The sequence below is a fragment of the Dictyobacter aurantiacus genome, assembly GCF_003967515.1.
Taxonomy (GTDB): domain Bacteria; phylum Chloroflexota; class Ktedonobacteria; order Ktedonobacterales; family Ktedonobacteraceae; genus Dictyobacter; species Dictyobacter aurantiacus.
Map to the genome: position 1 here is coordinate 3476000 of NZ_BIFQ01000001.1, position 25163 is coordinate 3501162.

The 25163-nt window shown below is 53.4% G+C and carries 29 protein-coding genes; 9 read left to right on the forward strand and 20 right to left on the reverse strand.

Annotated features, from left to right (window positions below; genetic code table 11):
• The first annotated feature begins 300 nt into the window (after window positions 1-300).
• The 3 genes from KTT_RS14060 to KTT_RS14070 are packed head-to-tail and all read left to right on the forward strand — an operon-like array spanning window position 301 to window position 2745.
• Complete coding sequence (locus KTT_RS14060) at window positions 301-798, forward strand: hypothetical protein (protein ID WP_126596567.1); 498 nt, start codon at window positions 301-303, stop codon at window positions 796-798.
• Window positions 798-1388 carry a hypothetical protein gene (locus KTT_RS14065; RefSeq protein ID WP_126596568.1) on the forward strand — a complete coding sequence of 197 codons (591 nt, stop codon included), beginning with the start codon at window positions 798-800 and terminating at the stop codon, window positions 1386-1388. Before KTT_RS14060 ends, KTT_RS14065 begins: the two co-directional genes overlap by 1 nt.
• 1 nt (window position 1389) lies before the next feature.
• Window positions 1390-2745, forward strand: a complete 1356-nt coding sequence (locus KTT_RS14070) for an MFS transporter (RefSeq protein WP_126596569.1) — start codon at window positions 1390-1392, stop codon at window positions 2743-2745.
• Window positions 2746-2949: 204 nt separating this feature from the next.
• Here the strand turns inward: KTT_RS14070 and tatC are convergent, their stop codons facing one another.
• From tatC to KTT_RS14150, 16 genes are all read right to left on the reverse strand, one after another.
• Window positions 2950-3780, reverse strand: coding sequence for a twin-arginine translocase subunit TatC (gene tatC / locus KTT_RS14075; RefSeq protein ID WP_126596570.1), 831 nt, complete (start codon window positions 3778-3780; stop codon window positions 2950-2952).
• Between the two features lie 33 nt (window positions 3781-3813).
• Window positions 3814-4122 carry a Sec-independent protein translocase subunit TatA/TatB gene (locus KTT_RS37525; protein WP_126596571.1) on the reverse strand — a complete coding sequence of 103 codons (309 nt, stop codon included), beginning with the start codon at window positions 4120-4122 and terminating at the stop codon, window positions 3814-3816.
• A gap of 155 nt (window positions 4123-4277) precedes the next feature.
• Window positions 4278-4565, reverse strand: coding sequence for a hypothetical protein (locus tag KTT_RS14085; protein WP_126596572.1), 288 nt, complete (start codon window positions 4563-4565; stop codon window positions 4278-4280).
• Window positions 4558-5319: an RNA polymerase sigma factor gene (locus KTT_RS14090; protein WP_160145856.1), complete on the reverse strand. Its 762-nt coding sequence runs from the start codon at window positions 5317-5319 to the stop codon at window positions 4558-4560. The genes KTT_RS14085 and KTT_RS14090 overlap by 8 nt, the downstream gene beginning before the upstream one ends.
• Before the next feature lie 264 nt (window positions 5320-5583).
• The gene (acpP, locus tag KTT_RS14095; RefSeq protein ID WP_126596574.1) at window positions 5584-5820 is read right to left on the reverse strand and encodes an acyl carrier protein; all 237 of its coding nucleotides are present in this window, start codon (window positions 5818-5820) and stop codon (window positions 5584-5586) included.
• A complete protein-coding gene (nusB, locus tag KTT_RS14100) occupies window positions 5820-6263 on the reverse strand; it encodes a transcription antitermination factor NusB (RefSeq protein WP_126596575.1) in 444 nt (147 codons plus the stop codon). Before nusB ends, acpP begins: the two co-directional genes overlap by 1 nt.
• 134 nt (window positions 6264-6397) lie before the next feature.
• Window positions 6398-6736, reverse strand: a complete 339-nt coding sequence (locus KTT_RS14105; RefSeq protein ID WP_126596576.1) for an Asp23/Gls24 family envelope stress response protein — start codon at window positions 6734-6736, stop codon at window positions 6398-6400.
• Window positions 6618-7028 (reverse strand): SDR family NAD(P)-dependent oxidoreductase, encoded by a 411-nt coding sequence (locus tag KTT_RS37685; RefSeq protein ID WP_126596577.1) that lies wholly within the window; start codon window positions 7026-7028, stop codon window positions 6618-6620. The genes KTT_RS14105 and KTT_RS37685 overlap by 119 nt, the downstream gene beginning before the upstream one ends.
• Window positions 6958-7974, reverse strand: a complete 1017-nt coding sequence (gene fabD / locus KTT_RS14115) for an ACP S-malonyltransferase (RefSeq protein ID WP_126596578.1) — start codon at window positions 7972-7974, stop codon at window positions 6958-6960. The genes KTT_RS37685 and fabD overlap by 71 nt, the downstream gene beginning before the upstream one ends.
• A gap of 181 nt (window positions 7975-8155) precedes the next feature.
• On the reverse strand, window positions 8156-8344 hold the full coding sequence (gene rpmF, locus KTT_RS14120; protein WP_126596579.1) for a 50S ribosomal protein L32: 189 nt from the start codon (window positions 8342-8344) through the stop codon (window positions 8156-8158).
• Window positions 8345-8431: 87 nt separating this feature from the next.
• Window positions 8432-8965 (reverse strand): YceD family protein, encoded by a 534-nt coding sequence (locus tag KTT_RS14125; protein WP_160145858.1) that lies wholly within the window; start codon window positions 8963-8965, stop codon window positions 8432-8434.
• 272 nt (window positions 8966-9237) lie between these two features.
• Window positions 9238-9873, reverse strand: a complete 636-nt coding sequence (locus KTT_RS14130; protein ID WP_126596581.1) for a hypothetical protein — start codon at window positions 9871-9873, stop codon at window positions 9238-9240.
• Between the two features lie 183 nt (window positions 9874-10056).
• Window positions 10057-10575 (reverse strand): pantetheine-phosphate adenylyltransferase, encoded by a 519-nt coding sequence (gene coaD / locus KTT_RS14135; RefSeq protein WP_126596582.1) that lies wholly within the window; start codon window positions 10573-10575, stop codon window positions 10057-10059.
• A 345-nt stretch (window positions 10576-10920) separates the two neighbouring features.
• On the reverse strand, window positions 10921-11301 hold the full coding sequence (locus tag KTT_RS14140; protein WP_126596583.1) for a hypothetical protein: 381 nt from the start codon (window positions 11299-11301) through the stop codon (window positions 10921-10923).
• Window positions 11302-11460: 159 nt separating this feature from the next.
• A complete protein-coding gene (locus KTT_RS14145; protein WP_126596584.1) occupies window positions 11461-12711 on the reverse strand; it encodes an MFS transporter in 1251 nt (416 codons plus the stop codon).
• Window positions 12712-12755: 44 nt separating this feature from the next.
• A complete protein-coding gene (locus tag KTT_RS14150; protein ID WP_126596585.1) occupies window positions 12756-13352 on the reverse strand; it encodes a PadR family transcriptional regulator in 597 nt (198 codons plus the stop codon).
• A 412-nt stretch (window positions 13353-13764) separates the two neighbouring features.
• Here KTT_RS14150 and KTT_RS14155 point away from each other — a divergent pair, with 412 nt between their 5' ends.
• The 3 genes from KTT_RS14155 (at window position 13765) to KTT_RS14165 (ending at window position 17109) form a co-directional block, all read left to right on the forward strand.
• A complete protein-coding gene (locus KTT_RS14155; RefSeq protein WP_160145859.1) occupies window positions 13765-15027 on the forward strand; it encodes a serine/threonine protein kinase in 1263 nt (420 codons plus the stop codon).
• 112 nt (window positions 15028-15139) lie between these two features.
• Window positions 15140-15424, forward strand: a complete 285-nt coding sequence (locus KTT_RS14160; protein ID WP_126596587.1) for a DUF427 domain-containing protein — start codon at window positions 15140-15142, stop codon at window positions 15422-15424.
• 119 nt (window positions 15425-15543) lie between these two features.
• The gene (locus KTT_RS14165; RefSeq protein WP_126596588.1) at window positions 15544-17109 is read left to right on the forward strand and encodes an MDR family MFS transporter; all 1566 of its coding nucleotides are present in this window, start codon (window positions 15544-15546) and stop codon (window positions 17107-17109) included.
• A 70-nt stretch (window positions 17110-17179) separates the two neighbouring features.
• Here the strand turns inward: KTT_RS14165 and KTT_RS14170 are convergent, their stop codons facing one another.
• From KTT_RS14170 to KTT_RS14180, 3 genes are all read right to left on the reverse strand, one after another.
• Window positions 17180-18094 carry a phosphatase PAP2 family protein gene (locus KTT_RS14170; protein WP_126596589.1) on the reverse strand — a complete coding sequence of 305 codons (915 nt, stop codon included), beginning with the start codon at window positions 18092-18094 and terminating at the stop codon, window positions 17180-17182.
• A complete protein-coding gene (locus tag KTT_RS14175) occupies window positions 18087-19097 on the reverse strand; it encodes a diacylglycerol/lipid kinase family protein (protein ID WP_126596590.1) in 1011 nt (336 codons plus the stop codon). The genes KTT_RS14170 and KTT_RS14175 overlap by 8 nt, the downstream gene beginning before the upstream one ends.
• A gap of 209 nt (window positions 19098-19306) precedes the next feature.
• On the reverse strand, window positions 19307-20683 hold the full coding sequence (locus tag KTT_RS14180; RefSeq protein ID WP_160145860.1) for a dihydrolipoyl dehydrogenase family protein: 1377 nt from the start codon (window positions 20681-20683) through the stop codon (window positions 19307-19309).
• A 380-nt stretch (window positions 20684-21063) separates the two neighbouring features.
• Between KTT_RS14180 and KTT_RS14185 the strand changes: the two genes are divergently transcribed.
• The 3 genes from KTT_RS14185 (at window position 21064) to KTT_RS14195 (ending at window position 24134) form a co-directional block, all read left to right on the forward strand.
• Window positions 21064-22023: a class I SAM-dependent methyltransferase gene (locus KTT_RS14185; protein ID WP_126596592.1), complete on the forward strand. Its 960-nt coding sequence runs from the start codon at window positions 21064-21066 to the stop codon at window positions 22021-22023.
• Between the two features lie 18 nt (window positions 22024-22041).
• A complete protein-coding gene (locus tag KTT_RS14190) occupies window positions 22042-22995 on the forward strand; it encodes a Rieske (2Fe-2S) protein (protein WP_126596593.1) in 954 nt (317 codons plus the stop codon).
• Window positions 22996-23510: 515 nt separating this feature from the next.
• Window positions 23511-24134 carry an RNA polymerase sigma factor gene (locus KTT_RS14195; RefSeq protein ID WP_126596594.1) on the forward strand — a complete coding sequence of 208 codons (624 nt, stop codon included), beginning with the start codon at window positions 23511-23513 and terminating at the stop codon, window positions 24132-24134.
• On the opposite strand, the gene KTT_RS14200 is transcribed toward KTT_RS14195, so the two are convergent.
• Window positions 24121-25050 (reverse strand): DMT family transporter, encoded by a 930-nt coding sequence (locus KTT_RS14200; RefSeq protein ID WP_160145861.1) that lies wholly within the window; start codon window positions 25048-25050, stop codon window positions 24121-24123. The genes KTT_RS14195 and KTT_RS14200 overlap by 14 nt on opposite strands.
• Between the last annotated feature and the right edge of the window lie 113 nt (window positions 25051-25163).

Here is a 25163-nt window from a genome sequence, read left to right on the forward strand (position 1 = left end):
TGCGCCACGCTACCTTTATCCTGTCCAGACTATAAATTCCCAACACATTCTATTATGTGACGGATTGTCGCCGTAATGTCCCCCTCTTGCGTATTAAGAGGGAAGGGTATAAGAGTATAAAGGTTTATCATCCGATGTCTCGCCGGGCGTATGGATCGCACCTATTCCTATGTTTTTATGAGCTTATCTCATCATAACCATTTATGTTTGAAGAGTTGAGCCTTGCAATAACTACAAGCATGCATGCCCGTGCGTTATAATGGAACAGCATTAATTTACTATTGTATTGGGAGGGACGCTATGCAAAAGGCGAAACGGTTCGCGATTATCACCGGTATCGTGTTAGCGATCATTCTCGTGGGCGGTGTCGTGCTGGCTGCTATCTTTGGCAAGCTGCTGGAACTGCTCTATATAGTTTTGATCGTCCTGGCAATTTTGCTTATCGCTGGTACCGTCTATCAAATCTATTCAGTGTTTCAACTTGTGCGCTCGATCAAGACTGTGCGCGAGGAAATGAGGCCATTAATCGGTTCCGTCAACGAGACGGTTGGAATTATGAAAGATACGGCCCGCACGGCTGGCAATACGGTATCGACGATTGGCACCGCGACCAAATTTACCTCTGAGCTGGCGCTGGGCCCCAGCGTGCGCGCAGTGGCGGCCGTTGTTGCCGCTCAGGAGATGGGACGCGTATTCCTGGGCAAGGGCCATGCCCGCAGCCGCGCGGAAGAGCGTCGTAGACAGCAGATGGAGGCGATGGCGGCGGCAAATGCGGCTGTGGATAGAGGAGGTGAATAATGGCAGCTACCACTATGGTTTTAGCTGTAGATCCTATTCTGGCCATGCTAGGGCAGATCGCCGCCCTGGTGATCTGTCTGTTCGCTCTGGTCTTTATCGTTATTACGGTGGTGTTTAATCTGGCTATGGGATTTGCCATGTCCTTCTTAGAAGAGAAGGTCCAGCTGATCAAGATGTTGCGCCCGTTTGTGGACAGTGTGAATACCACCTCTAAAGCGGCCGAGCACGGCATCGCTCCTCCGAAAGATAAACCAGCCCCGGCGCGTATCGCGGGTCAGTTGCCGCTGCGTGTCAATCAGGCTGATAAAACGGTTGATCAGGTATCCGATCGTGTAGCCAACGCGGTCATTGAGTTCCGCGCACGCACCATCCAGGCTAAAGCGATGGCCAAAGCGTTTTTTCTGCCTGGTTTAATGAATAGGGAAGAACGCACAACAATAGACGGTGAGACTATTGTCAATGAAAGGGGACAGCAGTTTACCAGCCCTGGTTATCGGACCCTGGTAAGCGAACGTCCCGAGGTGCTGCCGGGCCATGGGCCGCAGAGCGAGGCACCGGTGCAAGAGCAGATCGTGCGTCAGCGAAGGTAATATGTCTCTCACACAACATTATATACAGCAATTCGGGCGTTTCCAGCGAAACGCCCGTTTATATCTTATTAGCAATGCTCTCAGCGGTATGACGCTGGGCATTCTGCAGGTGCTCTACAACCTCTATTTGATCGCGCTGGGGTATCAGACCGACTTTATCGGGCTGATCCTTTTTGCCGGTACCATCGGGGCTGGTGTGGCTATCTTTCCCGCCGGACTCTGCATCGATCGTTTTACCGGCAGGTCTATTTTGATCTGGGCCAGCGTTCTGGTCGGCATCGCCGGGGCCGGTCAGATCTTGTTGCGCACCCCGTTCTTTCTGCTGCTCAGCGCCTTTATGGCTGGCATCGGGGGCGCCTTTATCCTGGTCGTCAATGCCCCTTTTCTGGCCCGCAACAGCACTCCCGATGAGCGCTCCCACCTCTTCAGCTTGAACATCGTTTTGACCCTGATCATGACCGTGTTGGGAGAGGCTCTGGGTGGTGTTCTGCCACTCTGGTTCCGGTCCAGTGCCTGGTTGATGGCGCCCCTTCCTCCCTGGTTTCATTGGGCTCTTGCCCAGGCGCCGCAGGCCCGTTCCTATCAGCTTTCACTGCTGGTAGCGGGTATCATCGCCACTCCCAGCTTTATCCCACTGTTCATGTTACGTGAAGAGCCACCCGAGCGCCGTGCCGATCCTACCTCATCGGGGACAACGCTCAGGGACAGGCTTTCAGTCCTGTCCGGATGGAGAAGGTTGCCGCCGCGAATGCTGCTGAACAATCCCTTGACCGTCATGATCGGTATTCAGCTCTTAATCGGAGCCGGTGCTGGCCTGTTGCTTCCTTACTTCAATGTGTATTTTGTAAAGCAGCTAGGAGCGAACTCAGCCTTATTTGGGGCCATTGACGCGGCGGCCAATACATTGAACGCCTTGCTCACATTGCTCGCTCCCTGGCTCGTCCTACGCATCGGTAAGGTAGCTGCACTGGTGATTCCCCGAGTCATCAGTCTCCCTATTATGCTCTTGATCGGGATTACCGGATCGCTACCGCTGGCGGCGACCCTCTATCCTCTGCGCCAGGGTTTCATGGACATGACGCAAGGCATCCTGCAGGTCTTCTCTATGGAGGTTGTACCGCCTCAGAGACGTGGCCTGGCCAACAGCGGCTACCAGGCCGCCTACCAGATCATGTGGGCGCTTGGTGCTTCCCTCGGTGGCTTCCTGATCTCCCGTGTCGGCTATCTCTCCGTCTTCATCAGCACCACCATCCTTTACTCCCTGGCCCTCCTCCTGCTCTGGACCCGCTTCGGTCACGGTCGCTGGCAAGAACCCACCACCTCACCCATCCAACCCGAACATATAACAATGTCATGATATGATTAATACATGTATGTGGATATGAAGAAAAGCGCGCGTCACGCGCGCTTTTCTTCATATCCACATACATGTATTAATCATACCTTTGAGCGCCGCAGGCGCGTATAGTCATGGCCGAAGGCACACACTAACCTGATAACAGGTAACATAAAAGAGGCCCCTGGCAATCAATGCCAGGGGCCTCTTTTATGTTACCTGTTATCAGGCCAGTTCCTCTTCAGCGTCTTTCTTTACCACGAAATGGATGAGTATTATGCTGAACTCATACAGAATCGATAGAGCGACACCGATAAAAACCGGACTGTACAGGTCGCCGCCCGGTGTGACAACGGTGGCCGCCGCCCACATTCCCACGTGCGCCACCGCGCGCTTACTCTTCAAGAAATGCTCGGTCACGATGCCGATCATGGCCAGGAAGGTCAGGACCAGCGGTAGCTCAAAGACCGCGCCAAAGAGGAGCAAGAAGAATGACACAAACGAGAAGTAACTATTGGCCGATATAAGTTCAGTAAAGTTCTCTGCGCCAAAGTTGACCAGAAAGCCAACTGGATATTGCAGGATAAAGTATCCCAGCGTCACCCCCATTACGAAGAGCACCAATCCCAGCGTAATAAATGGGACGGCATGCTTCTTCTCCCGGTCATAGAGTCCGGGTGAGATAAACGCCCAGAGCTGATACAAAATGACCGGAAGAGCAAACACCAGGCCAAAGACGATCGAGAGCTTGATCGAAACCGTAAAGGCTTCTCCGATGCCCGTCATAACCAGCTTCTGGCCTTCTTTTCCCCCAACGGTATTGGAGGTAAGTGGTAATGGTGCGTCCAGGACATGAATAATCTGGTTGCGGAAGATGAAAGCGATCACCACTCCGACAGCCACTGCGATCAAACATTTAAAGATGCGCCAGCGGAGCTCTTCAAGATGATCTATCAGTGACATTGCCGAGGGGTCGTTCTCGTCATCGTCTTTCGGTGAATTGTCGTAGCCCCCCGATTTGAGCAGACCCTGCTGATCTAGATCACTGGTAGCCATGAGATCCCCCTATACTAGTGTCAGCAGTTTTGATTAGTCAACGTTCGGGGTTGTCTTTACCTCAGGCCGTGCCGCCTCTTCTGCGGCCAGGGCAGCTTTTTTGGCGGCCAGTTCGCGCTCAATGGCCTCGAGTTCCAGGCGAGCAGACTCGGTAGCAGACTGGCGGGTCTGTACTTCTTCCTCTTCTTTGGGTTTGGTGATTTCGTTGACGCCATTTTTGAATTCTTTGATGCTCTTACCAATGGCGGAACCCATTTCGGGCAGCTTCTTGGGTCCAAAGACGAGAAGCGCGACGACGAGGACAATGATAAGCTCTAAGCCGTGTGAACCGAAAATACCCATGATTAGTATCCTTTCCTGCGCTGGTGCTTACTACTGTGTAACACCCAACGTTGATGTACTCAAGTCCGCCACGACAAAATAGTGGCTGGATGATGTTTTTTCAACTGCTTCTACAACGTTAAAATACTTGCCTTACAATGATAACAACGCTGGCTTTACGAATATGCCGGGCGGGTTCCTTCCTGGCTGCTCAAGATGCTCTGAACGCTGGCAACGCTGGCACTGAGAAGGCCAAGGCCAGCGGACCCCATCGCTACCAGTTGAACGGCACGACGGCGGCTGATACGCTGTTCACAGAGACGCCTGGCTGCGCTCTGGCGTTGCTGTATCTCCTGTGCCTCCTGGTGCACAGATGCGCATAGACGCTGCTCCAGAGCCTCGGGCGTCGGGCTGTTGGAGCCATAATGGCGTAACAGCAAGGTCTCAATTGAGTCGTTATGCATAGCCACTTCCTATCGATGGTGCCTGGTTCGCCAGGGATAGGCGCCGGTGCGTGTCTTTGGGCGCGTTGCGCTGCTTGCGATCCTGACCATCGGATTGTTGTTGGAGCAGAGAGCTGGTCGCTAGCGGTGGTGCCGCATCGACTAACTCTTCACCACTTTGCTGCGAATAGAGCTGTTGGAACTGCTTGCGAGCCCGGACCAGGCGTTGCCGTACCGCCGCCTCTTTGAGGTCCAGCATGTCCGCGATCTCCGCAGTAGAGAGCCCGCCCACGATTGAGAACAAGAGGCAGATGCGTAAAGGCTCTGGTAACAGGGCCATGGTACGCTGGACCGCGTCCTGCTCCGCGATAGCTTCAGCGGGATCCTCATTGTTGGCTGTGCCATAGCCGCCGGGTTGTACCGGCGCGGCCTGCGCCTGCACCATCTCATCCCTGGCTACGTTCCGCTCACTCCCCTCCTGCTGACGCTTCTCATGCATACTGGAGAAAGGAATAAAGCTAAATAGCGCCCGCCTTCTTCTCTGCATACGCACTGTATTTAAGGCAATACGTAACAACCAGGCTTTAGCGTGGAAATGTCCTCCACTGCTGGCCCGTGCCGCGTCAATGCCTTTTAACGCCTGGTGAAAGGTATCCTGTGTTAGATCCTGGCTTTCTTCCCAATTATTGGTCAGGCCATAGATCGTATGGAATACCAGCTTATAGTATTCATGAATGAGCGTTTCAACAGCTTGTGCTGCAGGTATCGTGTCCACACCTAACTCTTTTCGCGTTCGTATGAAGGTTTTCTCTTGGGAGAATTCCTTCACGTTAATGTAGATGCATGGCGAATGTGATTTGTGACAACAAATTTTTTATTTATTCAGATGTCAGGGAACAAAAGAGGTGCGCATTGCGCACCTCTTTTGTTCCCTGACATCTGAATAAATAACTATATGAGCGCCGAAGGCGCAGCCATAAAAAAAAGGGCGCTTGCGATATATATAATTATATCAGCAAGCGCCTAGCATTGCGAAATATTAGCGCAGATGCTCTTCGATGTAATCCTCAGCTTCCTGGACGGTTGTGATTTTCTCAGCATCCTCATCAGAGATCTGCAGTTTGAAGCCCTCTTCGAGAGACATGATAAGTTCGACCAGGTCGAGTGAGTCTGCGTTGAGGTCCTCAACAAAAGATGCGCTAGGAACGACCTCGCTCTCATCAACACCGAGTTGCTCAACGATGATTTTTTTCAGACGCTCATGAACTGTAGGCATTACTTCACCTCGCTTTCCGCTTTTGAGATGGGCTGTTGTTGTGCCCGATTAAATATCGTACCCAGAACGCCATTGACGAAACGACTGGATGTTTCACTGCCATAGGTTTTAGCGAGCTCCACCGCCTCGTTAATAGCCGCTTTGGCTGGTACAGTATTATTAAACAGAATTTCGTAGATTGCAAGTCTTAGAATATTTTTATCGATACGAGCCATCTGTTGCAAAGGCCATTCACGGGCTGCGCTTTGGATGTGCGCATCGATATCTGCAAGATGGCCATACGCGCCCAGAACAAGTTCGCTAGCGTATTCAACTACCTTGGGGTGCAGATTGCGCTCCTCGGCGTGGCGCTGCAAGACCTCTTCCGGGGCATGGTTGGCTATATCGTATTCGTAGAGTGTTTGCAGTGCGATCATTCGCGCTTGCCTGCGTATCCCTGGCATAGTTTCCTCGAATGTGACTAGCTGGTGCCTGTTCTTCTCAAGCGAGACCGTTCGTTATGGGGACGGCAGCGCGTGAGTTGGACAGACGATGTTTCGACTCATCAGACGCGTTATGGTTGTATTGTTAATATTACTTACGCAACGTCCTGAATGTAGACATTGACGCCCTGAACCTGCATGCCGATCATATTTTCAATGGCGGCGGCAACTTCTTCCTGGACGGCTGTGCCCACTTCCACTATGTTACTACCTGATTCAACGATTAAATAGAGGTCAGCAGTAACAGTATTATCTTTGACCGTAAGGTTGATACCCTGATTGGGGACGTCGCGCCCCAATAGTCGTGACCATTGGTCACTGGTATGAGCCATACGGACAACGCCGCGAATTTGCAGAGCGGTACTTAACACGATGGTTGTGAGCACTGGACGTGCCACACGTACCACTCCAGTCGTTTGTGATTCCATAGCCATATGACTGTTCCTCTTGACTACAGTGATAAACCCTGGGCGGCCCAAGATTGCCGTTCAATGCGACCACAGACGCGATATCGATGATCATGCCTTTATGAGCACGAATCATCATGCGCGCTGCAGCTTTACTGCAAAGATAGGCGCTTTTTATCTTTGTGTCAAGTACATTATCCCACTCGTCTTCGGTAGGCCATATCTTTTGAGCTAGCTCGAAGCTGGTGTTAGAATTCTTTGACCCTGGCGACCGCCTTTTCGATCTCTTCCACGCTTCCGATATTGATGATATCAACATCCCTGGTGATACGCTTGATCATACCAGCCAGGGCCTGTCCAGGACCAATCTCAAAAAAGACCTTCACGCCCTGGGCCGCTAAATATTCGATGGTGCGGGTCCACTGGACGGATTCAGCGATCTGCCGTGAAAGCTCGCTACGCAGGTCTGAAGCGCCGGTGATGGGCTGGGCGGTGATATTGCTGATAATGGGATAAGTGGCATCCTGAATCTGTGTGGCAGCGATGGATTCTGCTAGTTTGGTCGCGGCCGGTTGCATGACTGGCGAATGGAAGGCGCCGCTGACTGAGAGCCGAATGGCGCGTTTGGCGCCACGTTCTTTGGCCAGAGCACACGCTGTGTCCAGTGCCTTCTGCTCGCCTGAGATGACGATCTGGCCGGGTGCGTTGTAGTTCGCCAGCACTACGCGTCCCATCCCTGGATGCTGCTGAGCCTTCTGATCTAACTGCTGCAGGCACTGCCGCGTCGCGTCCTCACAGACCTGCTGTAAGGCGTCTTCCTTCATGGCGATGATGGCGGCCATCCCACCCGGACATATCTCTTCCTCTTCATGCATCAGGCGGCCGCGCTCGCGTACAAGATGGGCGACGCCCTTGATATCGATGGTGCCGGCGGCCACCATCGCTGTACATTCACCAACGCTATGGCCGGCGGTATAGCTGGGAGCGAGCGGCGTGGTCCAGGAAGAATTGTGTGGGGAGAGAGCTTCTTGAAAGGCTGCCAGATATGCCAGGCTCACTGCGACAATAGCTGGCTGAGCATTAATGGTTGAACGTAGGGTCTCTTCTGGTCCCTGGAAACAAAGATCACTGAGCGAGAAGCCTAATGTTTCGTCAAAGGTGGTGAAAACTCGCCTTGCCGCATCGGATGCCGCAAAAACATCCGCTCCCATCCCAACGTTTTGACTTCCCTGCCCCGGAAATAAAAAGGCAACTTTTGTCGTCATTTCGTCCACTTCGTATACGGAAAGAATGTGCAAGGCTACCAGGCGACCTGGTCTGGAAAGTAGTCGTATATATGTGTATACCTATCTTGTCTTAAACCGTAAAGCGCACGCAAACCGTATAGGATTTTTGACATCACTACACAATTGAGCGTGCGTCTATGGTAGCCTTTGCAACTTCTTACTACTTCTTTGTCCTGGGCAGGACAACCTGGCGACCACGATAGGTGCCGCAATTGGGGCAAGCGTGATGCGAAAGGCGCGGGCGCTTGCATTGTGGGCAGGCAACTAACTGTGGAATTTCCAGATGATGATGTGCCCGTCGCTCTCCCTGACGAGCGCGCGAAATGCGCTGTTTAGGTAATGCTCCCATTAGAATTTCTCCTCTTCCACCAGTATTGTGTCCTGGGCGCGTGCTCGCACCCAGGGTTACGTACTCGTGTATGCTAGTGTGTTTAGATTATTTTTCGTTTTGCAGCAATTGTTTGAGCACATTCAGACGGGGATCATCAACCTCAGGTTCACAGTTACAAGGACCAAGGTTGAGATCATGACCGCACTGTGGACATAGGCCCGCGCAATCTTCCTTGCACAAAGGTACCGTCGGGATAGCCAGCAGGATAGCCTGGCGAATTGCTTCGGTAAGATCAACCTGATGGTGTTCATCGATTGGGAAGACATCGTCTTCCTCGACGGGAGGGAGTGGCGTACCCGTTACCACATCCACCGTTGGATAGAAAAGCTCCTCAAACGTGATATGCATGGGCTGCTCAAAATGCTTCAAGCAGCGTGCGCACTCGAGCTCGAGTTTGAGGTCTACCCAACCGTCTACTAGCAGTCCCTGATTGACACGGCGCATACGCGTATGCCCATCAACGGGTCCAATCACCTTAAAATCGTTGTCGAACTGAACCTGCTCTTCGTGAATATCTGCTTCAAATGCGGCCCCCGAGCCGAACGGGGATTTCATTAATTGCGCCACGTTAAAGATCATGGAATGTGTCCTTCCCATTGAGATCGAAACAGTATAAAACTTTTGCCAGTAAATACGTTTTGGCGCAAGGCGAACCATCCCCTACTCTTCTCTGGCGCCTGCTCATTATAGACAAGGCATGAAAGGGTGTCAAGTCCTGTTGGTGATTCCTGATCGGCAGGAGCAGGCGCGGAAAACACCGCTGGCGCGGCACTCCGGTCACCAGAAAATGGTGGAGGATATCTTTCTTGTTGACCTTACATATCTACCATTTTTATGTATATTACAGTGTATTACATTGGATAATTGGGACCACCCATGGTATCGGCGGCCAGTGAGGCGCGCCGTGGTAGGGGGCGGGGCTGGAGCGCGTCATCGTCATCGTCTGGTTCTACCCTGTCAGGGGATGGCGGAGCCTCTTGTTCTTCCTCAGGACGGCCTTCCAGGCTGTCCAGGCCCTTCTCAATACTCATGACCGTGCGCTCGATCTCCATTTCAACGTTGAGGAGGTGCTCGCGCAGATTGCGCAGGGTCTCGGAGGCGTAGGTGTCGGCCTCAATCTGCAGCTGGTCGGTATGGGATTCCGCGCGTCGCACGATGGCCTGCGCCTGCTCGTTCGCGCGCCGAATAATCTCCTGCGAGCGCTCTTCTGCGGCCCGCAGGAGCCCCTCGCGCGCCATGGTGCGTTCGCTTTCCTCGCGCGCTCGGCTCAGTATCGCGGATGCTTCAGACTGCGCCTGCGCTAAGATGCGCTCTTTCTCCTGCATGACGCGCCGCGCCTGCTTGATTTCACCGGGAACTGAGGAGCGCATCTGCTCAATAATTGCCAGAAGATCGGCCTCTTTGAGGATAACCTGGTTAACTAATGGCATCCGCTTACTATTTGCGACAAGGTTCTCAAGGCGATCTACGAGGTAGAGAATATCCATACTGTTTGCCTGGCCTCCTTCCCATGCCGCTGTGTCCCCACCGGACCTGGCGAGATGCCTCTTTTTTGAAGAGGTTGCGCTGATCCCCTACATCTATTCTACGAATAAATAGTCATGCCTGTTGCAAAGTTACAGAATTATGAGCCCTACATCGTTTCGAGTGAGGCTGAGGCCGCTATCTGCTCAGGCCGGGCTGGTCTGACTGAATTTGTGCTGCAAAGCCTGCACAACTGACGCAGGCAGCATATCCTTGACGTCCCCACCCAGTTTGGCAACTTCTTTTAGTAGCGAGGAACTGACAAAGAGCTGCTCCAGATTGGTAATAAAGCATACAGTCTCGATCTCGGGTGCCAGCTTGCGATTCATCAGGCCTTGCTGGAACTCCGCATCAAAGTCATTGGGTGAACGCAGGCCCCGAATGATGGCCTGGCCGCCCACTGACCGTACATATTCGATCAAGAGACCGGTGAATTTTTCAACACGTACATTGGTCAGGCCCTCTTCGGCCACGACCGTTTGCCAGAGTGCGATCCGCTCATCGACAGAGAAGAGCAGATTTTTAGCCGGAAAACTGTAGACCGCTATAATCAATTCATCGAAGAGGCGCGCTCCCCGATGGGCGATGTCGAGATGTCCATTGGTTAGTGGATCAAAGCTGCCTGGATAGACAGCGAGGCGGTGACGCGATTCCTGCTGACTCACATAAGCTCCTTTGCTGACGCTTGTGCTTACTTTTCTTTTTGAAAGCTTTGCGAAATGGTTAAGGACATTAAAACATATTCCAGGCGGTTCGGCAATAGCTGAGCAACTGCCCGGCGGCCGGGCTATTCCCGTGCGGGCGGCCGCATGCGCGGCCGCCCTGGTTTTATATGGATGGAACAAAAAACGCGCGTTGAACGCGCGTTTTTTGTTCCATCCATAATATGAGCGCCGTCGTAGGTGCCGGGCTTGCCCCGGCTTGGCTGCGAAGCGGCCCTGTGCCCGGGCGCACACGTTCCATCAACGATACCATCTCCCCTCTCAAAGGGGCGCCGGTTTTCGAGACGATCAGGCCAGTTTATTCGAGCGGCGGTAGCGGCCAGCGATCGCTTCACCGATGCCGATCGCGCCCAGACCGAGGAGCAGGTGGATGATCTGGATAACGATATGGGCCGAGCCCAGGCTGAGCCAGCTGAGCTGTCCCAGGCCGACGATAGGCAGGAGCAGGCCGATGATAAAGGCGCCGATGGCCAGTCCCATGTTGCGACCCTGGGGAGCGGTGGCGATACCAAAGGCCAGTAGCCAGAGCGAGATCATGGCCAGCAGGCCCAGCAGCATGTGGATCATGACGATGCCGCCAGAGATTACGTTGAGCCAGAGGAGGATGCCAAGAATAAGTGCTAGCAGGACACAGATACGCAGTGCCATGATACCGATACGTACAATCACAATAAAACTCCTTAAAATAACGTTTAACTATGCTCGCATAAGAGCGTTTCATTCAGTTGCCTGGAAAATCCTCCAGACAAGTGCGCTATCGCATTATATTATAAGGAACTGACCGGCTGCTGCCTGAGCGGAGAGTTCCTCGCGTTTGAGTAAGATGCCTTACCGGGACGCGGCGTTCTCGGCGACCCGTAGTTCCGGCTTTTCTTCGGGACGATGAATCTTAGTCAGGATCGGCAGCACCACCATGGCTGCTAGCAGGGTGATCAATCCTCCCAGAAGCAACGGGATGCCGGGACTGCTGAGGGCATCGATGCTGCCAGCGATCATGGGTCCAATGACGCGACCGAGCCCGGCGACACCCTGCGCCAGGCCCAGCATTTCGCCCTGCGTCTCAATCGGACTGGTGAACGAGAGCAGGGTCGAGATGGTTGGACTGATCGCTCCGTCTCCGATACTCAGCAGTCCGACACTGATCAATACCAGCGCGAGCTGATTGCTGAATGCCAGCGTGACCAGGCCGATGGTCAGCAAGAAGAGTCCTGCTAGCATCAGCTTTTGTTCATTCCACCTTTTGACCAGTCGACCAACCAGGCCGCCCTGCATCAGGACTACGATGAAACCAACGTAGGTGAACAGGTAGGCATTCTGGACCGAATTCCAGCCAAATTTCTGTTGTGAGAAGAGCGGGAAGATCGTTTCCATCGAGGTGAAGGCAATCGTAAAGAGCAGGTTGACTATGACCAGTCGCAGGACAATGGGCGCGTTCAGGGCGCGCTGCCAGCCGGACCACAATACGCTGAAGCGATTCATTGACTCGGATTTCTGCTTTGCCGACTGCGCATACAGCACCTTCCTGGTCCTGGTTTCTGGCAAGAAGCAGAAGACCAGCAGCGCATTGACCAGGGCGATAGCCGCAGCCGCCCAGAATGGGATGGTCGAGCCTATGGGGGACAGAATTCCTCCCAGGGCCGGTCCGAGTACAAATCCCACACCGATCGAGGCCCCGATCAAACCCATCCCCTTCGCCCGATCTTTAGCCGGGGTAACATCGGAGACCACCGCCTGCGCCGAACCGATATTGGAGGCGCCCAGACCGCCAATAAAGCGGGCAAAGAGCAGCATAATCAATGAGCCCGAGAGCGCGGTTAGCGCCAGCGAGAGCGTTTCAATCAGCAGTGAGATCACAATCACCGGGCGGCGCCCGTAGCGATCCGATAGCCCTCCCAGCACTGGCGTAAATATAAACTGGGCCAGCGCATAGGCCGTAACGATCGCTCCCACTCCTAAAGGATTCGCTCCCAGGTGCTCGGCCCAGAATGGTAACAGGGGAATAATGAGGCCGAAGCCCGTAAAATCGATCAGGATGGTCAAAGCCATCAATAATAGTGGAGACCGCCGTTTTTGCTCCATGCTCGCTCAGCTCCTGTATATCTATCTCATCGTAACCGTCATTGTCAGGCAGAATGCGTGGTTGGGGCAGCATGTGGGTGACCTGTGGCTCCCAGTGAAATCTGCTCAATCGTCCGTTTCAACCAGCGCATCTCAGCATCCAGCAATGCCAGCTTATGATCATTTACCAGTTGATGGGCGGCATCCGAGGTGTGGCTGGCATCCCTTAGCTGTATAACAGCGTTATGGTAAGCTTCAACCAGCGAGAGGCGTTCATAAAGAAGCATGCAGGCCTCCTCGGCCGTCAGGTGATGCAAAAAGTACAGGCAGGCATCCACTTCACTCAAACCCGGTGTAAACTTGCTGATCATATCGCGCAACAGGTTTGAGAAGTACCCCTTCCCTTGATCCGTCACGTAGTACATATCCCGCTCACGTAGAGCTACATCCTCATGTGCCGCCCCCGGCCCCGGAGCCTCTACGGTCTCGCGCCGAATTTCAAGATAGCCATCCGCGACCAGCCTCTCCAGCTGATAATAAATCGTCGGCTTCTTAATATGATTGGCAAATAAATCATGGTGTGCCTCAATAAACTCCCGAATCTGCTGTCCATACATCGGCTTCTCAAGCAGCACACCAAGCAGCATAACCTGTTTATACATAGTAACCGCCGTTTAGTCAAATCTGACTTAATTATAGCGAGCCCCCAACACCCCCGTCAAGAGGAACAGTATGGGTTGTGGCATGGCTTCGGGCTTCTCGCGGAGCGAGAAGCCCGAAGCCATGCCACAACTCGTATTTTGTGAACTAGCCCATAGAAAATTAATAAGAATTACGCTATCATACAAGTACTATAGAAGAAAATCACCATTTTTATGGCTGACTTTAAAGGTGTGCACACAAAAGGGCTCCGCGTCATCACGCGCGCCACACGCCATACTGGGGTAAAAGTCCAGCACATAGAAACTTTCCGTGAGCCTTCTACGTTTCTGAATAGACCTATGTTGATATATTGGTGTCATCAGGAAAAGGGATGCTCTCTACACGGGGGTGTTCTTGAGGAGATGGATGTTCATGGGGAAGGACCGCTCTCTATTCTGCGTAGAGTGTGGAGGGGAAAATCCGCCGCACGCGAAGTTTTGCCGCGTCTGCGGGTATCGTCTCATCAATCAAACCAATAACTCTACGCCCGCGTTGACGACCTCGGCTCATCTGGAGGCGGTTGCGTTGCATACGCTACGGGTCAATGACCTGCTCAAGCAGCGCTATCGCATCGTCGCACAGATCGGGTCGGGGGGGTACGGGAAGGTCTATCGAGCCATTGACAGCGAATTTATGGATCGGCAGGTAGCCGTTAAAGAGATGATACAGCATGGTTTGAATCCTCAGGAACTGGCGGAGGCGGCGGAAGGTTTCAAGCGCGAGGCCGTTCTGCTGGCGAGCCTGACACAGTCCAATCTTCCCAGCATCTATGATTATTTTTCCGAGCATGGCAACTGGTACCTGGTGATGAGCTATATCGAGGGCGAGACGCTGGAGAGCTATGTGCGCCGTCGAGGTGGCTCCCTACCCGTCGATAAGGTGATTCAGATCGGCATTCAACTGGCGACTGTGCTGAGCTTCCTGCATACGCGCAAGCCCTCGATTATCTTTCGCGACCTCAAGCCCTCGAACGTCATGCGTACCCCGGAAGGGCAGATCTATTTGATCGACTTTGGCATCGCGCGCCACTTCAAGCATGGCAAGACCAAAGATACGATCGCCCTGGGATCGCCAGGCTACGCGGCCCCCGAGCAATATGGCCGCGCGCAGACCACGCCCCAGGCGGATGTTTATAGCCTGGGCATTGTGCTTTACCAGTTGATTACAGGCATTGATCCCTCTGTCTCTCCCTTTGGACCAAAGCACCTGGATCTACCCGATCATCCGCAGCTTACAATATTGATCCAGTGTATGCTGGAAATGGACCCCAAACGGCGTCCGAGCAGTATGGGGAACATTCAGCGCGAGTTACAGCGTATCGCATCCGGCAAGGTGATCAAAACATCGCATCATCCGAGCCAGCGCCAGCCACCGGTTCCCCATTCCTCCGCGCATATCCCGGCGGTCCGTCCTTTGCGTCCGAGCTCAAGCGGCCTGCGGGGTGTCCATCTGCCTTCGCCGCCACTACAGAGCCATGCCGCCGCAACCGAGCAGGCCAGTCTATTGCGTCCAGCCGCCTCATTTGGACCCCAGTTCGTTTCAACGCCTCCCATAGCCGAGCTCGCCCCGACCGCGTGGTGGCGCATGCTCAACTTCATGCGTTCCATGAAGGAACTATGGCGAGAGAAATTCTAGTGATTCACGCATCATTTCCCCTCGACTGGTCGTGTAAAAGTGTACAATGATATGGCGATATTGTTGTATGTGTAGCCTCTCACCGGTAGAGGATAATTGAAGGAGTATTCTGATGCCAAAAGCAACCTGGAAGGGTGTGACGCTGGCGGAAAGCGATAACTGCATTGTGGTTGAAGGCAACCAGTACTTTCCACCCGATTCTGTTCAGCGGGCCTATTTTAAGCCGAGTAGCACCCACACAACCTGTCCATGGAAAGGTGAGGCCAGCTATTACACCATTGAAGTTAATGGTGAATCTAACAAGGACGCGGCCTGGTTCTATCCCCAGCCCAAGGATGCGGCGAGCCAGATCAAGGATTACGTCGCCTTCTGGCGCGGCGTCAATGTAGAGGTGTAAGGGCGTTTCGGCTGGTCTGCTTGATTATATTGCTGGTATGACCCGGAATAAATGGCGGGTGAGACGTGTTTGGATAAGCAGATTGGATGGGTTAAAGTAGTATAGTCAGGAATGAGTGAATGACCAGAAACGCCAAAATTATTGTGACAATCGCCCTGATGTTGGGCATGACCCTGGCCGCATTGGATACCACCATTGTGGGCACCGCCATGCCCAGTATCGTGGGGAAGCTAGGTGGCATCACCCTTTATTCATGGGTATTTTCCGCCTACCTGTTGACCTCGACCACGACGGTGCCTATCTACGGCAAGCTGGCCGACCTCTATGGTCGTAAGCCACTTTTCTTGTTTGGTTCTGTACTATTCCTTATCGGCTCGATCGCCTCTGGCTGCTCCCAGACGATGGTTCAGTTGATCATTTTTCGTGCCATTCAGGGTCTGGGCGCGGGCGCGGTACAGCCAATTGTGCTAACGATTATTGGAGATATATATGCTTTAAAAGAGCGTGCCCGGGTACAGGGATTATTCAGTGGCGTCTGGGGCCTGTCCAGTATTGTGGGGCCGGCGCTGGGTGGTTTAATTGTTGACCATTCCTCGTGGCGCTGGGTCTTCTTTATCAACGTACCCTTCGGTGTGCTCTCGGCTGTTATGTTAATGTTCGCACTCAAAGAGCAGGTCGAACGGAAAAAACATCAACTGGACTATATCGGTACATTGACATTAAGCGGTGGCATTGTAGCCCTGCTCTTTGCATTCCTGCAGGGTGGCACCAGCTGGTCGTGGGCTTCCTGGCAGAGTATCAGCTTATTCGCTATCTCAATCCTGCTACTGGGCTGGTTTTTGTATGAAGAGCGGCGTGCCGCCGAGCCTATCCTGCCGCTGGATCTATTCCAGAATCGCATCATTGTTATCTCAAGCATTGGTGGTGTGGTGCTGGGTACGATTATGTTCGGTATCACTTCATACGTGCCACTATTCATGCAGGGTGTTAAGGGTGGTAGCGCTACCGATGCCGGTATTATCCTTGGACCATTGCTGCTGGCCTGGCCGATCGCGGCCACTATCAGCGGAAAAGTTGTTTTGAGCTATGGCTATCGCATTACTGCAGTGCTGGGGACCGGACTGACATTGATCGGCATGGGGATGGTACTGACGTTTACACCTCAGATTAGCCTGCCCATCATTATCGTAGCCATGGTCTTAATCGGAGCCGGATTGGGCTTCTCCAGTTCCGCTTACATCCTATCGGTACAGAATGCGGTTCCCTGGAGCCTGCGTGGTGTTGCAACGGCCTCCACCCAGTTTTTCCGCACCATCGGAGGAACCATCGGCGTCGCTATCATGGGTTCGATCCTCAATGCGCAAATGGCTATGCGCTTCACACCGATCTTCGCCCACTATCAGCAGGCGCTACAGCATCTACCCAAAGGTATCTCACCGGCCAATGTTTTATTGACGCCGGATGTACGTGCTACCCTTGCGTCGGATCTGCTCAGCCAATTGCAGGCGGCCCTGTCTCAGAGCTTATTCTGGGTCTACCTGCTGCTGTTCGTGCTGGCGGTGATTGGCCTGGTCGCTATGTTCTGGCTACCCGGTGGTCGCGCCGACCAGTATGCATATCATGCTGAACCCGAAGCCGCCGAAGCCCAGGCATCCTCAGAAATGGTCATGCCGCACATGGGCTAACTCCGAGAGACTAGCAGAAGCACAACAACGCCGGCGCCTCTTTCGAGGCGCCGGCGTTGTTGTGCTTCTGCTAGTCTCTCTCTGACTCTTCTTTGATCTCTTTATCGGTGTCGTCGCCGGGTTGCTGCAGCGGTTTCGCGGCTTCTGGAGCCTTGCCTTTCGAGGGATGCAGCCAGGCCTTGACACGCAGGTATAGCGCCATGACGCCGCTAAACCACAGGCCCCCGTAGATATAGCCCGCGGCCACGTCGCTGGGCCAGTGCGCGCCCAGATAGACGCGTGATGGTCCGATGCAGGCGATTAACGTGGTACAGATGCCGATGAGTAGATTGCGGATGCGTCCCGAACGCCAGTTGGTTGCCAGCAGGTAGATGAGCAGACCGTAGAAATTGGTATAGTACATGACGTGTCCGCTGGGAAAGCTGGGCTCGTTGATAACTTTAACCACCGTAACTAGCTCCTGGGTCGGCCGGGGACGCTTGATCACACGCTTCACGATGGCGTTGAGCAGCGTAGCGGACGAGGTGAGCAGGATAAATATGGCTTCGAGCCGGAAGCGTAGTGCCCAGAAGATGCCCGCGATGCCCAGCGTTTGCGGCAAAGCATACTGGACAAAGCCGATCTCTGAGACGCCAAAGAAGAAGCGTCGCAGCCAGGGATTGCGATACTTCTGGAGCCGGGATGTAATCGACATATCGCCGGGAAAAAACTGCGTGCGCTGTGCGATCAGGGAAAGGATCACCGCTCCCGACAGGATCCAGAGGTAAAAGGCCATAAACATGGTGCCACGCGAAACGGCTCGTCGGCCTGAGACGGAGGACTGGGCTGCGGCCTTCTGGGCCTCGGTCATCACCGGAGGCATCTGTACTTCCGGCAGCCTGACCTGTGGTAAGGGATCAGACGGCCGTGTTTTTATTGTTGTTGTACCGGGTGTGGGTTGTTCTGGCTGTGTTTTTTTGCCTGGTTTACGACTAAAATTAAACATATACAGAACCTTTCTCTTCGCTCTGGTCGCGTTCGGTAGCCCGCTGATATATTCTTCTCTTCTTGCGCTCTGACTTCGTCATATTGGGGCCTGCCGCCACCTTTTTGGCTACGCGCACCTGTAAGACACCGGTCTGAATCTCGATCAACGCCGGGGTAGTGCCCTTCTGTTCCCCATCGGCGTGAATCTTCACCGGGTGTTCTGACTGAATATAAATGGTTTTTGCCTTGCGCCGGCTGATTTTCTGTGCCAGCGCCCGTCTCCCCTGGCTGATTGAGATGGCGTGGCGAATATAGTCTATTTTGCTAAAGCGTCGATAGATGAGCACGTCGAGCAGCCCGTCATCCATTAATGCGTTGGGCGCGAACTGCAGGCGTGCCCCGTAGTAGGGCGAGTTGCAGACGCTGATCTGGATAGCGTTCATCCGGTGACGCTTCTTGTTGTCAAAGGTAACGGTAAAGCGCGTTGGCGCAAAGGTGAAGAGCGTGCGCAGTCCGTCTATAACCCCGTGCAGCGTCGAGGAGAACCCTTTGCTCTTGAACTCTTCTGCTGCCGGAAAGAGGGCCGCCTCCAGTCCAATGCCAGCTACTTCTAAAAAGATATGGTCATTGATCTTTCCCACATCGATGCGGCTGGTAGTGCCCTGAGCGATGATCTCGCATGCCTTCTCAATATCTTCTGGAATATCAAGGCTGCGCGCGATATTATTCATCGTACCCATGGGCAGGATACCCAGCGCACTATTGGTATTGATCAAGCCATTGGCAACCGCGTGGAGTGTCCCATCACCCCCGCCCGCAATGACGATATCCGCGCCCTCTTCGGCCGCTTTGCGCGCCAGCCCTGTGCCTGGATCCTCCACCGTGGTATAAATGATGGTAGGTTCTATATTATACGGGCGTAAAGAGGCCAGGATCAACTCTTTGCTGTCATCAAGGGTATTATGGTTCGTTGCCAGAGCCGACTCACCTGAGGTCGGATTGAGGATCAGTACAGTCCGCATAATATGGTTCCTTATTCACATATAACTTGCATTATACGTTCGCACTTTTTTGTGGGACCATCATGGTGACGAGCGGCTCTGTATATATAGCTGCATGTACAGAGATGGTCCCTTATACAGCACGGCACAATAGCCCCCCTCACAACGTGGCCTCATGTAGTACACGCATAAACAGTCGAGTTAGTCTCAGGTCAGCCACCTGGTAGCGCTTATGAAAAGCGGTCCGCCGTCCAGCGTACGGCCTCGCTTAGCGTCGGATAGGGCAGGATAGTCTGTGCCAGTGTCTGGACGGAGATACCTGTCTTCATGGCCAGAATTATCTGTGCCAGCAGATCATCTGCCTGCTCGCCCAGGATGTGGCCGCCGAAAATGTTGCCATGCTCATCGGCCAGTATTTTGAGGGTGCCAGCGGTGCGACCATTGGTTATGGCGCGCTCGACCTTCTCAAATGAAAGCCGGGCCACTTTGTAGCGCTTCCCTTCAGCGCGCAGCTCGGCCTCGGTCTGGCCAACATGGGCCAGGGGAGGATCTGTATAGGTCACCCAGGGGATGGCCTGGTCGGTAAAGGGCTGGGGCGTGGTCGCGAAGGCATTGTTGGCGGCCAGGTGCCCCTGGTCGCTGGCCACATGGGTGAACTGGTAGCCACCCGTGATATCACCGGCTGCCCAGATATGGGGAACGGAGGTGCGCAGCGTAGCATCTACGCTAATTCCCTTTTCAGTGCTATCAATATGCGCCGCCTCAATATTGAGTTCATCCAGATCGGGTTTGCGCCCGGTGGCGAGAAGGATCTCATCAACCTCGAACTGCTTCTGGCCGTTCTCTTCCCGATAGACAAGCCGTTTCCGCGTGTTCGGAGCGTGCTCGATCCGTTCAAGCTCGACTCCAGTGGCTATCTGGATGCCCTCCGCCCTTAAAATATCGCCCAGCTGATCCGCCAGTTCCTGCTCCTCTTTTTTTAGCAGCTGCGTATTGTGTTCCAGTACTGTAACCTGGACGCCGAAGCGCTGAAAAAGCTGGGCGAACTCCAGACCTAGTGGACCGGCTCCGATGATAGCCAGGCTCGCTGGCAACTGTGGGAGATAGACCGCCTCTTTATTGGTGATATAGCCAACCTCCTGCAGCCCCTTTACTGGCGGACACCGCGTACTGGTGCCCGTGGCAACAATGATCCTATCGGCGTAGAGCGTCTGTCCCTCGACCGAGACAGTGTGCGGTGAGGTAAACGTGGCATGGGCATGGAAAACATCGATCCCCTGTTGTTTGAGGGACCTGCTCGCCTGCTTTGGTGTGCCACCACGGATGCGTGTAACCACACTCTGAATGTAATCCTGTACTCGCCGCCAGTCAAACGTCGCTTCGGGAATAGAGAGCCCGTAGCGCTGCGCATGACGGGACCGATGGAGCATGGTAGCGATCTGCAATAGCGATTTGGTGGGATCGCAGCCATAGTTCAGGCAGGTTCCTCCTAGTTTATCAACCTCAATCAGCCCGACGCGCTTATGCATCTCAGCCGCTGTGCTGGCCGCTGTACTTCCTGCAGCCCCCGCCCCAATAACAAGTAGATCATAGCTATTATCATTCATCCCATATCTCCTCCGTAATCTTATTCTACCCATAACAATGTATCATACGCACCGCCCGGGTTGCCTCCAGTTCACCAGCCTTGAGCTTTCGCGCCTGTGGTGCTCAAGGGTTATGTATATATGGTGCATCGGGTGCGCAACTGCGTTCCCGATGCACCATATATACATAAGTGAGGCCGCAGGCCGAGCTCTGCGGGTTACATGAAAAATTCCTGAGAATTACGCCCTGGCCACACCTCTGTAGAAACTTTTTGTTTCATGATAGCGTACGACAAATAGGTAGCAACATTTCATTTAGATGATTCCTCTCCAGCCGATGATAGGAATTGATTGTAGTGCTGATAGTTTGAATAGGTAGGAGTGCGAAGAAGGGATGGGCCATGGTCGGTAGCGACGCATCTGCTCAATCTGAGGTTTTGTTTGAAAATCCATTCCATATCGAAGATTTACAGATTTTCGACGCTGAAACCATGCGCGACATGCTGGCATGTAGTCATGCTCAGTTATCCAGTCGTATGCTGGCGGATAGCCTGCATAACGTATCATCAGCTCTGATCATGCGTATCATGCAGGGCGTTCCAGAGGCGCAGCGGGATCAGTTTCAGCAGGAGTTACAGCAGCCTCTCTCTTCGGAAGAGATCGACCAGGCCCGCAATCAGACTTTGAACACCCTGTTCTGGGAGCTCATCTATTGGAAAACGCCCGAGCTATACGAGGAGTTGACGGTGGGTGAGCGGTTACATGAGGGCATCTTCCAATCTATTCAATCCGACCTGAAGGACAAGGTGGTGCTGGATGCTGGCGCCGGCAGTGGTAGGGCCTCGTTTGAATATCTGCGCTATGGCGCGACCAGGGTGCATGCCGTTGAACCTTCACCCGGTTTATTGCGTCTCCTGCGCAAGAAGATCATCGATCGCGGGTTGGAGCAGTCCATGTTCCCGGCTGCCGGTCGCTTTAATAAGCTGCCGCTGGCCGATCAGTGCGTGGATACTGCGCTCTCCTGTTCGGCGTTTACCGCGCTGGAGGACCAGGGAGGCGAGGCGGGTTTACTTGAACTACGCCGTGTGACCAGGCCGGGTGGCAAGATCATTATTGTCTGGCCACGTACTGAAGACCATCAGTGGTTTGGAGAGCATGGCTTTCAGTACGTCTCTTTACCGGTTCAGGAAGAGATGTGTGTCCACTTCCGCTCATTTGATAGCGCTGTACGCTGCGCCCGGCTCTTTTACGCCCATAATCCCGCCGTGCTGCGCTACTTACAGCAAACACACAAACCGGAGATTCCCTTTTCTATTATTGGTATGAATCCGCCACGGGACTACTTTTGGCTCGCGGTATAAGAAAGGACGCCTGAGATAATGGTTGCAGAGACGACAAAGCAGAATGAACCGACTACTAGCTGGATGGATACACCACCGAGATACCCATTGCTGCGTCACTATAGCGCCAAGCTGGTGGCGAATATGCCCTGGCTGGATAAACTATCGAATCCCTTGCGAAACTGGACCCAGTCTTTATTTGGAAATCCTAAAGATGCATCATATCGACTGAAGGATTTTCTATCTGGTGTCTGGTTTGGTCATCCCGTTCACCCGGTACTGGTGACAATTCCTATTGGCGCCTGGACCTCGACGATGGTTTTTGACCTGGCCTGGTTGGGGAGCGATGAAGATAAAGGGATGGCCCGCAGCGCTGATATGATGATGTGGTTGGGCCTGGCTGGCGCGACAGGTTCCGCCGCGACAGGTCTGGCGAACTGGGTGGATACCGATGGGCAGGAGCAGCGGACCGGTATGTTGCATGCGCTGATGAATGGTGGTATTACCGTCCTGAATCTGACCTCCGCCATCTTGCGTTTAACGGGTCAGCGGCGCACGGCTATCGCCCTGTCCAGCACAGCATATGCGCTGAACATCTATTCCGCCTACATCGGTGGAGAACTGGCTTATTCCACAGGTATCGGGATGAATCGTACTATTGTTGAGGGTGGTCCCGATGAGTTCGTAGCGGTGATGGATGCAAAAGACCTGGCTGAAGGTAAACTAACACGCGTAGACGTAGATGGCACACCAGCGGTGCTGGTGAAAGACGGCTCAACTATATGCGCGATCTCCGCTACGTGTTCCCACCTGGGCGGACCCCTGGATGAGGGTACCTATAAAGATGGGGTCGTGTATTGCCCATGGCATAATTCAGGCTTCAGCATGTGTGATGGCTGTGTTGTGAATAGCCCGGCCGTCTACGCGCAGCCTACCTTTGCGGTACGCATCCGTGATGGTAAAATCGAGCTGCGACGCCTCGAACATGCATAAACTACATTCCCCACTCACTATGCAGGAGGGGCAGGAGGGTCCCACCGGCCCTCCTGCGGTGCTCACGAGTCCGTATCATCGCCTGCGGCCCTCCTGAGCTTTCGCGCCTGCGGTGCTCACGAGTTCGTTGTATATTGGTGCATGGGCTGCGCGGCCGCGCAGCCCATGCACCAATATACAAAACCAGCGCGGCTGCGCAGCGGACGCGCGTGCGGGGGCGCTCACGTGCCCCTATGGTGACGGGAGTCAGATATATTCTTAAAAAGTAAAAGACCATCAGGCGGCGTGTAAAAAGAGAAAAAGAAGTTTCATGGGGTGTCCCCACGAAACTTCTTTTTCTCTTTTCAACTCCCCCAATCCCCTCAGAGATTGCCTCTTTACGACTTTTTATAGATAAGTAGAGCTTTATTCAACAGAAATTCCATTGAAATTATTGTTTGAAGAGTATATGCTAGTATCTATAAAAGTGAATGGCTGATAGAACATAAATCCATTCAGAAATGAAGAGGTTACCCGTGCGAACTCAAGAAAGTATGCAATCTTCTTCGCCAGAAATCTCTGATGCCGTATTGGCTAAGATGATTATAGATGGAGATCAACTCGCCTTTGAGCTGCTGGTACGCAGATATCATACCCCTCTCTTCAACTTTATCTGTCGCTTTCTGGGGGACTATGATCTGGCCTGCGATGTTTTGCAGCAGGTTTTCTTGCGCTTTTACATTTCGCTCCCCAAACTGGGAACCGGTGAGCCGTTCAAGTCATGGTTATTCCAGGTTGCGCGTAACTGTTGCGTGGATGAATTGCGGCGCCGCCATCGCTATGCGATCCATTTTTCTCAACTAGAAGTAGAGAATGCTGATGGCGAATTCTCGGTTTTGAACGATATACCCGATCCCGGACCCCTGCCCGAGGAATTGATGGAGCGCCACGATCTGCAACTCCACCTGCACCAGGCCATTGATTCCTTGCCACCCAAGTTCCGCTCGGTTGTTGTGTTGCGCTATGCCTCACAGCTCAGCTTCTCGGAGATTGGAAAGGTGTTGTCGATGCCAGAAGCCACCGCCAAAACATATTTTCACCGGGCCAAGGTTCTGCTACGGAAGATTCTGGGTGCGCAGGCACAAACTACGTATATTTAAGCGGCTCCCGCGCGGGACGTTGTTGCATAAATTGCCGGGCCTGAGCTATACAGACTCCTGCCAGGATGAGTACGCCGCTGATGAGTACGCCTGCCGTGATAACCTCATGCAAAAAGAGCGCACCTCCGATAACACTGATTAGCGGCACCAGGTAGAGGAAGAGCCCTGCCTGCGAACCGGGCATGGAAGCTACACCATAATTCCATAGCATAGTGGCGATGACGGTACTGCCCACGGTCAACAAGCAGAGCGCCAGCCAGCCGTAGACATTCAAATGCAGCACATTGGTCGCTACCTGTGGCGTATAGAAAACAAATAATGGCAGAGTGCCAATGAACGTGGTCAACGCCGTACAGCTGCTGGCCCCATATTTCGCGGTCAGCGGTCGTATCAATATCGTGTAGGCCGACCACATAAAGGCTGCTAGCAGTGTGAGCCCCGCGCCAAAGATCTGGGTGCCGGTGAGTGAGATATCTCTGGTATTGCCCAGCAGCGTTCCGACGCCAATTCCGATGGCCGCCACGACAAATCCCAGCCAGATAGACCAGTGGGGACGTTCATGGGTAATCAAGAGCGATAGCAGTAGAATCCAGATCGGCTCGGTGGCAATCAGGATGCCACCCAGACTGGCGGCAATAAAATGAAGCCCGAAGGCTACGGTCAGATTATATCCAATACTATTGAGCAGGCCACACAAAATAGCCAGGCCGATCTCCACTCTTGACCAGCGCTGCCGCCGTAGTTGTAGCAGTGGCGGCAATAATAATATGGTGGAGATAGCAAATCTGATCAGGATGATCTGTATAGGTGTCAGATCAGTGAGTAGATAACGTGTGGCTACCGGTGCCATTCCCCAGCAACTTACGGCCGGTAAAAGTGCTCCAGCGGCGACAGAGTAAGGCGTGCGAGCCTGCATGTGACATTTCTCTTTCATAAAAATATATTGGACTATCTATCTATTTAATCTTATCCGGTTGTGGTTCGCCATTCAAGCCCGCATGATATTTCAGATACGTATCCTTTTGCGCA

Bases quoted from the DNA above. Each gene is read 5' to 3' on its own strand.
- KTT_RS14180 (WP_160145860.1), bottom strand. From the start codon at position 20,683: ATGAATGATAATAGCTATGATCTACTTGTTATTGGGGCGGGGGCTGCA.
- KTT_RS14190 (WP_126596593.1), top strand. From the start codon at position 22,042: ATGGTTGCAGAGACGACAAAGCAGAATGAACCGACTACTAGCTGGATG.
- tatC (WP_126596570.1), bottom strand. From the start codon at position 3,780: ATGGCTACCAGTGATCTAGATCAGCAGGGTCTGCTCAAATCGGGGGGC.
- KTT_RS14200 (WP_160145861.1), bottom strand. From the start codon at position 25,050: ATGCAGGCTCGCACGCCTTACTCTGTCGCCGCTGGAGCACTTTTACCG.
- KTT_RS37685 (WP_126596577.1), bottom strand. From the start codon at position 7,028: ATGTTGATATCATCAATATCGGAAGCGTGGAAGAGATCGAAAAGGCGG.
- KTT_RS14155 (WP_160145859.1), top strand. From the start codon at position 13,765: ATGGGGAAGGACCGCTCTCTATTCTGCGTAGAGTGTGGAGGGGAAAAT.
- KTT_RS14065 (WP_126596568.1), top strand. From the start codon at position 798: ATGGCAGCTACCACTATGGTTTTAGCTGTAGATCCTATTCTGGCCATG.
- KTT_RS14160 (WP_126596587.1), top strand. From the start codon at position 15,140: ATGCCAAAAGCAACCTGGAAGGGTGTGACGCTGGCGGAAAGCGATAAC.
- rpmF (WP_126596579.1), bottom strand. From the start codon at position 8,344: ATGGGAGCATTACCTAAACAGCGCATTTCGCGCGCTCGTCAGGGAGAG.
- KTT_RS14185 (WP_126596592.1), top strand. From the start codon at position 21,064: ATGGTCGGTAGCGACGCATCTGCTCAATCTGAGGTTTTGTTTGAAAAT.
- fabD (WP_126596578.1), bottom strand. From the start codon at position 7,974: ATGACGACAAAAGTTGCCTTTTTATTTCCGGGGCAGGGAAGTCAAAAC.
- KTT_RS14145 (WP_126596584.1), bottom strand. From the start codon at position 12,711: ATGGAGCAAAAACGGCGGTCTCCACTATTATTGATGGCTTTGACCATC.
- KTT_RS14130 (WP_126596581.1), bottom strand. From the start codon at position 9,873: ATGGATATTCTCTACCTCGTAGATCGCCTTGAGAACCTTGTCGCAAAT.
- acpP (WP_126596574.1), bottom strand. From the start codon at position 5,820: ATGCCTACAGTTCATGAGCGTCTGAAAAAAATCATCGTTGAGCAACTC.
- KTT_RS14170 (WP_126596589.1), bottom strand. From the start codon at position 18,094: ATGTTTAATTTTAGTCGTAAACCAGGCAAAAAAACACAGCCAGAACAA.
- KTT_RS37525 (WP_126596571.1), bottom strand. From the start codon at position 4,122: ATGGGTATTTTCGGTTCACACGGCTTAGAGCTTATCATTGTCCTCGTC.
- KTT_RS14150 (WP_126596585.1), bottom strand. From the start codon at position 13,352: ATGTATAAACAGGTTATGCTGCTTGGTGTGCTGCTTGAGAAGCCGATG.
- KTT_RS14070 (WP_126596569.1), top strand. From the start codon at position 1,390: ATGTCTCTCACACAACATTATATACAGCAATTCGGGCGTTTCCAGCGA.
- KTT_RS14085 (WP_126596572.1), bottom strand. From the start codon at position 4,565: ATGCATAACGACTCAATTGAGACCTTGCTGTTACGCCATTATGGCTCC.
- KTT_RS14175 (WP_126596590.1), bottom strand. From the start codon at position 19,097: ATGCGGACTGTACTGATCCTCAATCCGACCTCAGGTGAGTCGGCTCTG.
- KTT_RS14060 (WP_126596567.1), top strand. From the start codon at position 301: ATGCAAAAGGCGAAACGGTTCGCGATTATCACCGGTATCGTGTTAGCG.
- KTT_RS14165 (WP_126596588.1), top strand. From the start codon at position 15,544: ATGACCAGAAACGCCAAAATTATTGTGACAATCGCCCTGATGTTGGGC.
- KTT_RS14105 (WP_126596576.1), bottom strand. From the start codon at position 6,736: ATGGCTATGGAATCACAAACGACTGGAGTGGTACGTGTGGCACGTCCA.
- nusB (WP_126596575.1), bottom strand. From the start codon at position 6,263: ATGCCAGGGATACGCAGGCAAGCGCGAATGATCGCACTGCAAACACTC.
- KTT_RS14125 (WP_160145858.1), bottom strand. From the start codon at position 8,965: ATGATCTTTAACGTGGCGCAATTAATGAAATCCCCGTTCGGCTCGGGG.